This is a genomic window from Magnetococcales bacterium, assembly GCA_015232395.1.
GTDB lineage: Bacteria > Pseudomonadota > Magnetococcia > Magnetococcales > JADFZT01 > JADFZT01.
This window is the reverse complement of the sequence record JADFZT010000040.1, coordinates 1-13,169: the sequence shown is the minus strand read 5'-3', so window position 1 is coordinate 13,169 and position 13,169 is coordinate 1. Positions and strand designations below refer to the sequence as shown.

General features: G+C 53.9%; 11 protein-coding genes. 6 read left to right on the top strand and 5 right to left on the bottom strand.

The genetic code is table 11. The features are described 5' to 3' along the window. The first annotated feature begins 207 nt into the window (after nucleotides 1–207). The 3 genes from HQL52_11995 to HQL52_11985 are packed head-to-tail and all read left to right on the top strand — an operon-like array spanning nucleotide 208 to nucleotide 2,308. Nucleotides 208–1,671, top strand: a complete 1,464-nt coding sequence (locus HQL52_11995) for a diguanylate cyclase (protein ID MBF0370168.1) — start codon at nucleotides 208–210, stop codon at nucleotides 1,669–1,671. 11 nt (nucleotides 1,672–1,682) lie between these two features. Next, nucleotides 1,683–1,967: a nucleotidyltransferase domain-containing protein gene (locus HQL52_11990; protein MBF0370167.1), complete on the top strand. Its 285-nt coding sequence runs from the start codon at nucleotides 1,683–1,685 to the stop codon at nucleotides 1,965–1,967. Beyond that, nucleotides 1,964–2,308, top strand: a complete 345-nt coding sequence (locus HQL52_11985; protein MBF0370166.1) for a DUF86 domain-containing protein — start codon at nucleotides 1,964–1,966, stop codon at nucleotides 2,306–2,308. Before HQL52_11990 ends, HQL52_11985 begins: the two co-directional genes overlap by 4 nt. A 226-nt stretch (nucleotides 2,309–2,534) precedes the next feature. On the opposite strand, the gene HQL52_11980 is transcribed toward HQL52_11985, so the two are convergent. The 5 genes from HQL52_11980 to HQL52_11960 all read right to left on the bottom strand — a co-directional run bounded on the left by HQL52_11980 (nucleotide 2,535) and on the right by HQL52_11960 (nucleotide 10,672). Next, a complete protein-coding gene (locus HQL52_11980; GenBank protein ID MBF0370165.1) occupies nucleotides 2,535–3,824 on the bottom strand; it encodes a hypothetical protein in 1,290 nt (429 codons plus the stop codon). Between the two features lie 108 nt (nucleotides 3,825–3,932). After that, nucleotides 3,933–5,591 (bottom strand): GAF domain-containing protein, encoded by a 1,659-nt coding sequence (locus HQL52_11975; GenBank protein MBF0370164.1) that lies wholly within the window; start codon nucleotides 5,589–5,591, stop codon nucleotides 3,933–3,935. Between the two features lie 343 nt (nucleotides 5,592–5,934). Then, entirely contained in the window at nucleotides 5,935–6,780 is an 846-nt protein-coding gene (locus tag HQL52_11970) for an MBL fold metallo-hydrolase (protein ID MBF0370163.1), read from the bottom strand. 456 nt (nucleotides 6,781–7,236) lie between these two features. Next, entirely contained in the window at nucleotides 7,237–8,553 is a 1,317-nt protein-coding gene (locus HQL52_11965; GenBank protein ID MBF0370162.1) for a DNA-protecting protein DprA, read from the bottom strand. A gap of 25 nt (nucleotides 8,554–8,578) precedes the next feature. After that, nucleotides 8,579–10,672, bottom strand: coding sequence for an ATP-dependent DNA helicase RecQ (locus HQL52_11960; GenBank protein ID MBF0370161.1), 2,094 nt, complete (start codon nucleotides 10,670–10,672; stop codon nucleotides 8,579–8,581). 231 nt (nucleotides 10,673–10,903) lie between these two features. On the opposite strand from HQL52_11960, the gene HQL52_11955 reads away from it, so the two are divergent. The 3 genes from HQL52_11955 to HQL52_11945 form a co-directional block, all read left to right on the top strand. Then, nucleotides 10,904–12,289, top strand: a complete 1,386-nt coding sequence (locus tag HQL52_11955) for an ATP-binding protein (GenBank protein MBF0370160.1) — start codon at nucleotides 10,904–10,906, stop codon at nucleotides 12,287–12,289. Beyond that, nucleotides 12,286–13,014, top strand: a complete 729-nt coding sequence (locus HQL52_11950; GenBank protein ID MBF0370159.1) for an RloB domain-containing protein — start codon at nucleotides 12,286–12,288, stop codon at nucleotides 13,012–13,014. The genes HQL52_11955 and HQL52_11950 overlap by 4 nt, the downstream gene beginning before the upstream one ends. Nucleotides 13,015–13,047: 33 nt before the next feature. Beyond that, a partial coding sequence (locus HQL52_11945; protein MBF0370158.1) for a UDP-N-acetylglucosamine 2-epimerase (hydrolyzing) occupies nucleotides 13,048–13,169 on the top strand: 122 nt, incomplete at its 3' end.

Genomic DNA, 13,169 nt, shown 5'->3' with positions numbered 1-13,169 from the left:
GTTTGAATCAGGCTATAATGACGGCCAGATTGAAGGCCTGGATGGGGGCTGATGCGGGCTTCCTTGGGCTTCTGGCGGATGCGCCACTTTTGCCGCCGTGGTTCGATCTCTGGCCTTCTGTTGGTGTTTTGGATAGGTGGGGCTTGAAGTGTTCTGATTTCAGATGCTTTTTTTAGCCCCGGCATTGGCGATGGCAAAGGAAAAGTCATGACTACCCCTGATCGTTCCAACCCACTCACCCCAGACGCAAACCTCGCTGACGAAACCGAAATCGAACCCGAACCCAGCTATCCCCATCTGTTTGGCAAACCCCCTTCGGATATCGGCCCGATCCTGAGCGCCTACAGCTCCCTGCAATATGACAACGACCCCGGCATGCCCCGAGCCAAACGGCAGATGATTGCCGGGGGAGCTGGGGTGGGAATGGTGGTTTTGGCCGGGGTGGTGATCCAAACCATGTCCCTCCCTTATTCCCCTTTGGTGATGAGCCTGGCAGTGGTGGCGACAGTGGTGGCGGTGATTTATGGCTGGACCGAGACCCACTCCCGCTCCACCTGCACCTATGTGGGGGAGGAGGGAATGGTTTTTATGAGCCGTTCGGATATGGATGGACCGATTCGGGTTCGCTCCTTTCGCTTTGCCAATGCCGTGCAACTGGTTAAAACCCACCGCAACCATGTGGAGGGGGAGCACTTTCTCTATCAGAAGGTAGACCAGGACAATGTCACCTTTACCTGGAAGGATGAGCGAGGGGGGATTCTGTTTGAGATGAGTGGGACGAATTATCATGCGGATTCCTTGAGCGAGCCCATGGTCAACTATCTCTTTGCCCGGGCGGCGGAAGAGAGCTGGTGTAATTATCTGATGAAACAGGCCACCGCTCCTTTGGCAGAAAAGGAGCCGGTGATTTTTCCTCTCCCTCGCCGAGGAGAGGTGCGCATGGGGATGGACGGCGTCGCCATCAAATCCAAGGAGTCGACCCAGTTTGTCTCCTGGGAGAGCGTCGAGGGTTTTTATCATGAAGATCCGGATTTGGTGCTGGGGTTGAAGGAGGGGGTGACCGCAGAGGGGGAAGAGGATTTGCTGCTGCTTCCCTTCCGGCAGTTTCCCAACGAGCTGTTTTTTCTGCGTCTGTGTGAAACCCTCACCGGTTTGAAGGGAACCTTGCCCAGCGATCATCCCGCTGCTGCGACCAACCTGACCGATCCTAGAACCGGGCTGCCGGGGGCGAGGCTGTTTCGGGATCGCCTGGAGGTGGAAATCGGTCGCCACAGCCGCAGTGGGGAGACCCTGGCGATATTGGTGGTCAAGTTTGACAACCTCCCCTTCATCAACCACACCTTCGCCAACCGGGCGGGGACAGGTGCTGCGCGGGAGCTGGCCAAACGTTTGGAATCCTTGATCCGCAACACCGACACCGCAGCACGTTTGACCGGCTCCGAGTTTGGGGTGCTTTTTCCGGGATTTGCCGGTGATGAGGAGCTGGAGCTGACTCTGAAAAAATTCCGGGAGGTGTTGGGGGAGGATATGCCTCTTGACGCAGGCCCGGTCACCCCCCAACTAGCCATCGGTGCTGCCACCTATCCCCGAAATGGCGATACCCCCGCCACCCTCCTCAAAGCCGCCCGCAAGGAGGCCCGGGTGGGGCGCTATGGGGTGCTGGGAGGCTGAGTCGAAATAAAATGCACCCCCTGATCGCCAAACATCGGAAAACCATCCTGGAGCTGGCCGAAAAGCACGGGGTTTACCATGTCCGTGTGTTCGGCTCCATGGCTCGGGGGGATGCTGGTGATGGGAGCGATGTGGATTTTCTCGTGGCTTTGGGGGAAGGGCGGGATTATTTCGATATGGGGGCGCTGTTGATGGATTTGCAGGATCTGTTGCAGCGCAAAGTCGATCTGGTCACGGAGAAGGGATTGCATCGTGCCATCCGTGAGGAGGTGGTCTCCATGGCGATTCCCTTATGAATAAGGATAGCGTTTATCTGGAGCATATGGTGATCTGCCTTCAGAAGATTTCGGAATATGTGGCTGGGGGCAGAGCAGATTTTTTCCGATCAAGCCTCATTCAGGATGCAGTGCTTCGAAATCTCCAGATCATGGCAGAATCGAGTCAGAAACTCTCCTCGGATCTTAAGCAGGCCAACCCTTTAGTCGACTGGCGAACTTTATCCGGATTCCGGAATGTTCTCGCTCACGATTACCTTGGTATCGATTTGGAGATCATTTGGCAGGTTGTTGAAAAACGTGTGCCTGGGTTGATGAAGGCGATCAGAAATATCCAGGTAGCAAAAGAGGATGTTCCATGAGTACCCAGGAGCAGGATGAAATCCAAGTGAGGTTGATCGAGATTAAAAGCACTCCGAAAGATCGTGAGCTTGGAAGTGAACGGAGGCCAGTCCATTTCCCGCTGAACCCACACAGCGATTAGCGCCGCACGCAACCAGCAATCCCTGAACGTCTGGATCGTCTCTGTCCTGGAAAAAATCGGCAGACGATTTTTAAGCTGACAGAGTTGGAAGGCAGTGTGGATGGCTATCCTGAGAGATTGACCCCAGCGATGCGGGCCAGCATTTGGGCGGAGACGCCGTGGTAATCCTTGAAGGCGATGGGTTCACGCTGGACGATGCCTTCCGGTACTGGATCGAGCAGCCGCTTCCACCCTTCGCTATCCATCTGTTCGATCAACTCCGCATAGGGTTCGGCGTGGGGGGTGGGGGGGAGATAGGTGCGGTAGAAGCCGGTGATACTCTTCAGCATTTTCAGATAGGGTTGAAACTCGGTGGTGGTGGAGGCCGCTTCGCTGTCGATCCAGGCGACGGGAATTTTGACGATGGCACCTGGGCGGTTGAGCTGTACTTTAAGCAGTAGCTCGATATCGAAGGCGAATTTTTTTTCGGTCAACCCCTGTACGATTTTTCTGGCGACGTCTGCACGAAACCCCTTGAAACCGCACTGGGTATCGATGATTTCCGCCAAGTTCGGCAACATCCGTTTCCAGAGATAGATAAACAGTTTCCCCCGCTCGTTGCGACTGCCCCCCTTCACCACAATGGAGAGGGGTTCCCGCCTGGAGCCAATCGCCGCATCCGCCCCTTGCTTGACGATCCCCTCGGCAATCAGCCCACACTGCCCCAGATGGGTGGAGAGGTCGGCATCGGTATAGATCACCACCTGATTGGGCTTGGGCTCACGGGTCGCTTCCCACAAACCATAAGCGATGGAGCCTCCCTTGCGGCTATCGTCGGTGGTGACCATCGGATCGGTGACCGGTAGTCCCATCCGGATCGCTTCAGCCAGGAACAGTACCCGGACGTTCTCCTGATCCTGTTTTTCCAAGAGAATTTTTTGCGCCAGCTCGCCGCTTCCTTCCGGGCAGCCATCATCCACCAGCACCATCTCCCAGGTGACTCCCGCCAATCCCTGGCAAAGCCAGTTGAGCTGATCGATTTTGGTGCGCAAAAAATTTTCGCCGTGGGGATGCTCCTCCCGGGTCAAAATCCGGGTGTGTTCCTTGTAGATGGCAAAAATGACGGAAAGGTGCAGGGGCGTTTCCAGAGATTCCAAAGCTTGCCTGGAGCGGGCGAGCTTGATGGCCAGATGTGCTGCCAGGGGATAGTCCGGGCGATGGTCGGCCATTTTTTTTTCCAACGCTTCGATGGCGGACGCTTCTGGCCGATGCTCCAGCAACCCATCGGCCATTTGTTGCACCAGTGCCAGCTGCTCTGGAGTGGCCAGGTCAGCCGTGGAGGGGGCTTGCTCGATCAGGGGCAGGAGCTGGGAAGGCCAAAAAATGGTCGGGTGGGCTGGGCTGTGGATGGTCATGTACGGGTCCGGAAGGTGGAAGGATGAATGGAACGGGAAGGCACCATTGTAGAAAAAAAAGAGCCTGACCCCAAGCGCCTCCATGGGAATCCGATTTGCCAGCCCCCGTTAGCGGCTGAGAAAGGCGCTGGCATCCGCTACATCCAGCTGTTCCGAATGGAGGAAAGTCTCCCCATACTCCTGCCACACGCCGCTTTCGATAAATAGATCGAACAGCTCTTCGTCGATATGTTGCTCCCGACACATGATGTTGAGAATTTTGAGCGCCTCACTCATCTTTTTGGGCTTTTTGTAGGGGCGGTCCCGAGCGGTCAGGGCTTCAAAAATATCGGCAATAGCCATGATGCGGGACTGGAGGGGCATCTCCGCTTTGGAGAGCTTTCGGGGATAGCCGGTACCGTTCATGGTTTCATGATGGGAAGCGGCAATGTCAGCCACCCGGGACATCTCTTCCGGGAAGGGGAGCTGATTGAGCATCTTCAGGGAGAGGATGACATGTTCGTTGATCTTGAAACGCTCTTCCGGGGTCAAGGTTCCTTTGGGGATGGCCATGTTGTAAAGCTCCCCATAGTTATAGAGATGTTTGGGTATGGTGAGCTTTAATCCCAATTTTTCCGTATCGAAGGAGAGGGGGATTTCCTCCCGGGAGACGATGTGATGGGGGTGGTCGGCCAGTAGGTTTTCAGTAACCGGCAGCTCCGGAACAGGGGTGTTTCGCAGACGCCGGGATTCGATGTCGGAAAGCCCGATGCGATCACTGAAATGACGCTGCCAGGGGGTGGTGGCGATCTGCTTGAGTCGTTCGATTTTGGCTGGAGCCATATATTCCCCCCCCACGTTGCACTCCGCCAAAAAGTCAAAGTCATCCTTGAGTGCAGCGCTCTCATGCTCCAACTTTTCCTTCAGCTGTTGGGGATCTCCCCCCGCCAACAATCCTTTTTGATAGTCGATGATTCGATCCCGCAGCAACACCTCAAAACGGGTGCGTACCTCGTGGATGCGGTTGTAGATGGTTTCGAGCTTGGTGGCTTTGTCCACCACATATTCCGGGGTGGAAACCTTGCCGCAGTCGTGGAGCCACCCTGCCAGGTGAAACTCCCGCCACTCCCATTTGTTCATCTTGAAATCAGCAAAGGGGCCTTGGGTGGCGTTACAGGCGGCTTCAGCCAGCATGCGCCCCACTTCCGGTACCCGTTCACAGTGGCCCCCGGTATAGGGGCTCTTGGTGTCAATGGCGCTGGCAACCATCTCTGTGACGGAGGTGAGGAGGGTTTCCTGGGCCTTGGCCAGACGGAGATTATCCAGGGCTACCGCCGCCTGAGCCGCCATCGCTTCGACAAATCCCAGGATGGTGGCATCAAAGGGAATCACCTCCCCGGTTTCAGGGTCTATGGCGTTGATCAACTGCAAAACACCGATCGGCCTGCCGCCCCGGGGGAGAAGAGGCACCGTAAGCATGGAGATGGAGCGGTAGCCGCTCTCTTTATCGAAGGCGTGGGTGCCGGTCAGATCAAAGCGTTTTTCGGCATAGATGTCGTCGATGATCACCGATTTGCCTGTGAGGGCCACATAAGCGGATACATGGTGATAGTTGGGCTGGCCGGTTTGGGGGTTTTTCAGGGGTACGGTGAAGCTGGGAAGATCGTCTGATTTGGAGCGTATGGCAAAGCGCAATTGGTCGTCATCCGTACGCATGTAGAGGGTGGCGGCATCGGCGTGGCTTAACTCCTTGCCCCCGAAAAGCGCTTTTTGCAGCAACACATCCATATCCTGCTCAGCGGAGAGGGCAATACCCAGCTCCACCAGGGATTTGAGCTTTTTTTGGGAAAACACCAGATCCCGGGTGCGCTCCTTGACCGTTTCTTTCAGCTGCTCGGCGTTGTAACGAATCAGCTCCCGTTGGAATTCATTCTCTTCCAGCAGTGACTTGAGTTTGCGTTCCGCCCGGGCGCACTCCACCACCAGCTCCCGCAGCAGCCGATCATTGATCGCCTTGTCGGTGGCGTCGGCCTTATTGGAAATCCACAGGTCGGCGATATCGATATAGAGGGGATCATCGGGCCCCAGTCGCGCCATGGCCTGGTGCAGGAGGTTTTGGGTCGCCATGGAATCAACCTCTCCTTTCACGATCAATCACCCCATCAATGCCCACCTCCTCCAACCGCTCCAGGCGATTTAAAATCTTTTCGATATCCGATTTTTGGTCGAAGGCGGAGCCATGTTGTGGAGCGACCATTGTGGGATTAGCCGCGCGGATTTGGGCGATGGCATGTCGCAGGGCGGCGTTGGAGGGCATCACCGTGCGGTGGAAGGAGAAAAGACCGGACCAGATGCAGAGCTGTTCAGCGCGTTCACACTTTTCGGTGGGATTGCTGGGATAGGGCTCCTCACAATGGCGGCACATTTCGTGGGTTTGTTGCACCAGTTGCCAATTGGCTCCCAGGTTGATGGAACCCAAAAGATCGCTGGTGAAAAGAGTGCCGGAACGCTCATCCAGGGTCATGAAGCTGCCAGGAGAGTGGGCGTAAGGGGTGGGAATAAAACGCAGCTTGCGGCCCGAACCAAAAACCAGCTCCCTACCCAGGGTGTCGATGCACAGAGGAGTGGTCGCGTCCGAATAGTGGCGGATGAAGGGGTTGTTTTCCTTCTTGGAGATGATCTTCAGATCGTCACGCCCGATAATATCGACAAAATTGGGGATGGAGCCACACAGATCCGGATCAAAATGTTGATAGATGAGGGTGTGGATGTTTTCCGGAGAGATGCCGGTTTGCAAAATTTTGCGCATCACCGTGCTGAAGTCGGGTCGGCTTCCCCCATCAATCAGCACCGCCTCCCCGTTATCTACAATCAGATAGGGGTTGCAGTTGAGTCCGGCAAAGGTATCTGAATAGCCCACCCAATAGACCCCGGGGGCAAGCTCGATGGGGCCGGAATAGTCCAAGATGGTATCCATAGGTGGTTTCCCGATAGGGGTGGCGTTGTTTCAGGGTGATCCTGGTGGGATGGCTCTCACTCAGGACTTTTGCTTCATCCAGGCAGCGGCTGTTTGACCTGCAGGGTAGCTGCCAAAGTGCAAAATTTTTTTATGGTGTGCAGGGTTGAATGAATTTTTGGACAATGAGATGGAAAAATGGTTTTGCTGTATTCAAAACAGGGCATGGGTATTTGGAAAAAATAGCCCTAATCAGCTGCTTCCCCAGGCAGAAGGCTCCTTTTCGAGAAGGGGAGCAGGAAAAACCTTATCCACGCGACTATTTCTTTTCAAAATGCCGAATGGGCGTCCTTTTATAAGGTTTTTGGCTGTGTGGATATCATCTTGGGCCACAGGGAACTCCTCGGATGAGTCGAATAACAGTACCTTATCCGGTCGCTCCATCTGAAACCACAAAAATCGCTCCATAAGCCAAGGCTATGGCTCATCAAAACCCAATGTCCCCTGCTTCCCGGCCAGGGAGGCCAGGTGGTAGCGAACGGGGCTGTTGATCTTGTGGAGTTTGCCTTCATCCACTCCCCGCTTGAGCCATTTGTTCACCTGACCGATGGCCACATCCAGATTTCCAGCCACTTCAGCGCTGGTGAGTGGCGTGGTGAGTAGAGGCTCCAGGGTGGGCCAGACGTGATCATGCCAAAAATCCGGGGGGGATGTTTTGGTGCTCTCCTGAGTGGGGGGCGGTGCATCGGGAGGGGCGGCTTGGGGGTTTGATTCGATTGTTTTGTTTTGGGTGGCAGGTTCAGGGATGGCGTCAGCGGCTGGTTGGCTGGATTCTTCCTTATCATCGTTGGGTTTATAGAGCTGATGGAGCTTAAAATCGGGATCAAATATTTTTTCACCCAGGGGCGTTCCCCCTTGCTTGATCAACGCCCGGTTGCCATCGGGAAGGGCATAGCCGTCCCACACCAACAGGGGCACCCAGCTTTTTTTCAGGTTGTCCTGGGCTCCTTGCCAGGTACCCCCCTTTTTGGGGGTGGCATGGATCACCACCCCGGCATCCCCCAGGCAATAGATAAAACGATTGCGCCCCATGGCCACCCCGGTATTGAAACCCGCTTCGGGATTGACTGGGGAGATGAGGGTGAGGCGACCTTCCTGAAGGCCTGTGCGATATTTTTTGGAGAGGGCTTCCCGGGTGAGGCTGTCGGCGAGAATCCCCACGCAGCTCCCCCCCTGGTTGAGCGCGGTGAGCATCGCTTCCTGGTCCACCCCCTTGGCCCCCCCGGAAATAATCTGAACACGTTCTCCGGCAGCCCGCATGGCGAGTTGTCGGGTGAAGGCCAAGGATTGGGCAGAGGCTGCCCTGGAGCCCACCACGGAGATGCCCCCTTTGGAGAGATTTTCAGGATTACCAGCGCCATAGAGGAGGGGAGGGGCCGCAGCAGCCAGGCGCTCCCGCAGGCGTTTGGGATAGGCTTTGTCGCCCCGGCAGAGCACCCACACCCCCTGCTGGCTCCACGCTTCCACAGCCAACGCCAGGGCCGCCCCCCGCTTGAGGAGTTTCAGAGCGGTTTCCAGAATTACTGAATCCCCAGCTGCTTTGGAGAGCCGCTTTTCCCCTTTTTTTGTCAGGAGATCCCCGGGCCGGAGTTTTTCCTCCCGCAACCAGGCGGCTACTTCGTTGAATCCTTTGGGGGGGAGGGGTTTGACAGCTTCATTTTTGGCACCGAACACCCCACACAACAGCAGGGTTACCTGGGCGTCCGGGCTCAATATATGGGATGGGATTGCCACTGAATTCCACTCCTGAGGGATCCATTCAACGGGATATGACCTGGGCCAGGGTGACCGGAAAAACCGGCCCCGAACCTCTATTGCGCAACAATGCAGCCACCACCGTCAAGGTCCAACGGGAATGGACCATGTCATCTACCAACAAAACCGGCTCATCACGCATCACCAGCGCCTCAATATGAAATGCACCATCCAGATTGTGGGCTTGCTGATAGCGGTTTTGCATCTCCTTTTGGGGCTGGGTGGGTTTGGTTTTTTCCACACAGGCGATCACTGGCAGCGCCAGAGCTTGGCCTAACCTTTCGGAAAACTCCAATACCAGCCGGGGGTGGTTGGTGGAGGGAATGGGGCAGATCCAGGTGGGCATGGGTTCTGGCTGCCAGCGCTCCCGGATCATCTCGGCCATAGCCACCACCAGCTGATCATCAAAGCGTCCCTGTTTTTGTTTGCCATCCCGGACCATTCTGCCCCACCCGGGATCTCCCCAGCGGCACAATGCTCGCCCTTCCTCCATGTGTAGTTCCTTGGCAATATTTCCCTGCCAGCCATACTTGGGAAAGGCACTCTTTGGCCACTGCTTGATCGGCTGAATGGGAAGGGCCGTCAGTTCCAAAAATTGCTGGGCTTCGATCACCTTGGCTTCTGATTGATTTTCCCTCATGAGGGGTTTGCCGCGACAGGGAGCACATTTGCCACAGGGGGTTGTATCGGGATCATCCAGTTCAGCGGCGAGAAAAACCGCCAGGCATTTGTCATGGTGAAGATAGTCGATCATGCGCTGCTTTTCCTGCATGCGCAGAGAGATCAACGTGTTTGTTTTGGCCATATCTGGTTGATAGGGAGCTGTTGTTCTATACCAGCTGTGTTTATGTGGTGCGATCAGGGCGGGGGATTCGGTGGCTAAAATTTTGATGGTTTTATTGATTTCACCGAAGGAATAATTGGTGCATCTTTCAAGCTCTCGTATGTTGAGTCCCTCTGGAGACTCTTCCAGGGCTGCGAGAATTTCCTGTATGAGTCGTTTTTTGGGGTAGGCGTTATGGATGAAATAGTCGATGATTTCATCGTCATCGTCACCACTCAACAAAAACCCAAAGGCCTGCTCCATGGCACGTCCGGCACGCCCCACCTGCTGATAGTAGTGGATGACTGATTGGGGGCGTTGATAGTGGATGACAAACCCCAGATCCGGTTTGTCGAATCCCATGCCCAATGCACTGGTCGCCACTAAAACCTTGATCTGATTTTTCAGCAGGCGCTCTTCCAGTTCCAATCGGATAGGGGTATCCAATCCCCCCCAATAGGCTTCGGCGTCAATTTGGTTTTGTTGCAGCCAGTCGGCTACTTGCCGGGCATCCTGGACGGTGAGGGTGTAGACGATGCCACAGCCAGGGATTTTGGGGATTTTTTCAGCCAGAAGGGCCAACCGATCAGCCGCTTCTGGCATATCAATGTTTTGTAGATAGAGAGAGTTTCGGCGCAGGGGACCACGGATCAGTTGCAGGTTTGGCCCCAACTGTTCGGTCACATCTCCCACGACCCGGTCATTGGCAGTGGCGGTAGTGGCCAGCATCGGGAGGTTGGAGGGAAGTGCTTGAAGGATACGGGTGATGCGTCGATAGTCCGGTCGAAAATCGTGGCCCCAGTCGGAGATACAGTGGGCCTCATCTACCACGAAAAGGCCGATGGTTTGGGCGATTTCCATGAGAATATTTTCCCGGAACGATTCATTGGCCAGTCGCTCCGGGGAGATGAGCAGGAGATCCAACGAATCGTTCAAGAGAGCTTGTTGAATGGGCTCCCACTCATCCTTGTTGGCTGAATTGAGGGTAGCCGCCATTACACCGAGGCGTTTGGCAGCTTCCAGCTGATTGCGCATGAGTGCCAGCAGGGGAGAGATCAACAGGGTAGGGCCTGCCCCGCGATCCCGTAGGAGCTTGGTAGCAAGGAAGTAAACCAGGCTCTTGCCCCAGCCGGTGCGTTGCACCATGAGCAGCCGGGATTTTTGATGCACCAGCTGAGTGATCGCCTGCCACTGCCCCTCCCGAAAATTAGCCTCAGGATTATTCAGTGCCTGGCAGAGCAGTTTGCGTGATTTAAGCCGGTCGATATCTTCCATCACTTGGCTCCTGTTTGATTGGAGCTGCCATGATAACATGATTGTTTTTTTAGCTTCTCTGGTTATTTTTGGCGGTAGTGCTGGCTATGAAAAAAAGGGGTATTAAAAGGGGAGAATAAATTTCCTTCATTGCTTTCAGTGGATTGATTTTTTCCTAGGAGGAAAAATTTTGCAAATTTTCTGCAAAATTTCCATTATAAGGTGAAATTCACCTCTTGTTTGGAATCTGACATGCTGATCCAGTTGACCGTTGGCCACTTTCGCTCCTTCCAGGAACCCCAGACCTTGGACATGGTGGCCGTGACTCCCTTCAAAGAGCATCCGGAGCACTGTATTGAAACCGGGCGTCGGGATGCCCCCAAGCTTCTCAAATCATCAGTCATCTACGGCCCCAACGCTGCTGGCAAGAGCAACTGGATCCAGGCGATGGGGGTGATGAAAAAGATCGTGGTGGAGTCGGCCAAATGGCAATCCGGGGATCCTATTCCAGTGGATCCTTTTTTGTTTGATCCAGAGGATGAAGGGGAGCCGAGTCTCTTTGAGGTGGTGTTTATCTCGAATAAGGTGCGCTATCAGTATGGTTTTACCGCCACCAAGGAGCGAGTGGAGGAAGAGTGGCTCTATAGCTTCGGGAAGGCAGGGGAGCGAGAGGCTAAACGCACTTGGATCGAGCGTGGCCGGGATGTTGAAAGTGGTGAGGAAATTTGGAACTGTCCTGCCATACAAAAGATGGAAGGTAAACGGAATCTCACGCTTTATCAGGAAAAAACCCGCAATAATGCTTTGTTTCTTTCTACCGCCATTCAGCTCAACAGCCCCTCCATGGAGCCAGTGTTTGGGTGGTTTCGGGATAAATTGAGGATTCGAATTGATACTCCAGGTGAAGAAGAGAGCGTATTGCCCGTTAAAACATGGGAGGCTTGCCGCGAGGAAAGAGGGCGTGAGTGGGCATTGGTCTTTTTAAAGCTTGCCGATGCCAGTATTTCTCATTTGGACATTGATGTGGAAATTATTCCAAGGACCAATTGGGGGGCACCGTCTATGAAAGAGCTTCTTGGTCGGTTTGAGGGCGGTAGGGTGATGATGAATCAAAAAGTTTTGGATGGCGCTACGATCGGGAGTTATATGGCCGCATCGTCCAAAATCGTAGAAGGAGAGACATCCTCTCTGATAAAACGGCCCTGGGATGCAGAGTCGGTCGGAACACACAAAATGTTTTTGTTGGCAGGGTACTGGTTGGAGTTGCTAAACCAGGGGTTGGTGTTATTTATCGATGAGCTGGACAACAGTCTCCACCACAAACTGGTCCGCGCCCTGTTCGATTTGGTCCACGATACAAGGACCAATCCTCAGGGTGCCCAGTTGATCGCCACCACCCACGATGTTGCTTTACTCGATAGTGACCTGCTTCGGCGGGATCAAATATGGATGATTGAAAAGGGGAATGATCTGGGAAGTGAACTCTATCCCATCTCTGATTTTGATGTCAGAGAAGAGTATGCCTTTCAAAAACGCTATTTAAACGGTCGATATGGTGCTCTGCCGATTTTGCCCCGCCTGGTGGGAAAAAGTGGGCTTGACTCGGGCCGGAAAAAACGGAAAGGTCCAGAGGAATGAGCCGGGGAAAGACAGTTCCGGGTACTGGCAAAAGTTCGGCACGGGAACACACCAAACGTAAAGAAGTCCGCCTCGGAAGGAGTCATCGGAAAAAACGTGCCACTCCCAAGCGGATTCTTGTCGTCTGTGAGGATAGTGAAAGTGCAGTAAATTATCTGACTGATTTGATTCGAGACAAATTCTTTAAAAAGCAACATCAGATAAATGTTGTTAAAAGCCATTTTGGAACTGACCCAAATAATGTGGTAAATAGTGCGGTGGCGATTTTTAATGCAGAGCAAAGATCTGAAAAGAAAGGCGGGACACCATATGAAGCAGTCTATTGTCTTTTTGATGGAGATTCGGCCATAAGTTTTTCTCGAAAGGAGTCTTTTCAAAAAGCGATCAGTCGACTCCAGGGTAACCTGTTTGGTGAAAAAATTTCATGTAGTTCCATCGTTACGACACCCTGTCTAGAGTATTGGTTTTTACTGCATTTTGGTTTTTTTGAACCGCCGTATAACGATTGTGATGGATTGATTGATAATGAACTTCGCATGAAGTCCAAGATGGATGATTATGGAAAGGGAAACAAGCAAATCTTTGATCTTCTTGAGTCCTGTTCCGATGGTTGGGAAAAGGCTGAAGAACGTGCTTTACAAGTAGGAGTTTCCAGCAACCTCATTCAACCAAAAAATCCCTCCACCCAACTGCCAACTCTTCTAAAAGCCATTCGGGCTCTATAAATTTTCCGGGCAGGATGCCACAATCCTCCTATTATGAGCACTCCCCCCCCTAAAATCTGCGTCGTCACCGGTACTCGCGCCGAATATGGCCACCTCTATTGGGTGATGAAGGAGATCGCCCAAGCCCCCGATCTGGCACTTCAGGTGGTGGTGAC

Coding starts and splice junctions, on each gene's coding strand:
- HQL52_11975 (MBF0370164.1), bottom strand. CDS start 5,591: ATGGATGTGTTGCTGCAAAAAGCGCTTTTCGGGGGCAAGGAGTTAAGC.
- HQL52_11955 (MBF0370160.1), top strand. CDS start 10,904: ATGCTGATCCAGTTGACCGTTGGCCACTTTCGCTCCTTCCAGGAACCC.
- HQL52_11970 (MBF0370163.1), bottom strand. CDS start 6,780: ATGGATACCATCTTGGACTATTCCGGCCCCATCGAGCTTGCCCCCGGG.
- HQL52_11995 (MBF0370168.1), top strand. CDS start 208: ATGACTACCCCTGATCGTTCCAACCCACTCACCCCAGACGCAAACCTC.
- HQL52_11950 (MBF0370159.1), top strand. CDS start 12,286: ATGAGCCGGGGAAAGACAGTTCCGGGTACTGGCAAAAGTTCGGCACGG.
- HQL52_11990 (MBF0370167.1), top strand. CDS start 1,683: ATGCACCCCCTGATCGCCAAACATCGGAAAACCATCCTGGAGCTGGCC.
- HQL52_11980 (MBF0370165.1), bottom strand. CDS start 3,824: ATGACCATCCACAGCCCAGCCCACCCGACCATTTTTTGGCCTTCCCAG.
- HQL52_11960 (MBF0370161.1), bottom strand. CDS start 10,672: ATGGAAGATATCGACCGGCTTAAATCACGCAAACTGCTCTGCCAGGCA.
- HQL52_11985 (MBF0370166.1), top strand. CDS start 1,964: ATGAATAAGGATAGCGTTTATCTGGAGCATATGGTGATCTGCCTTCAG.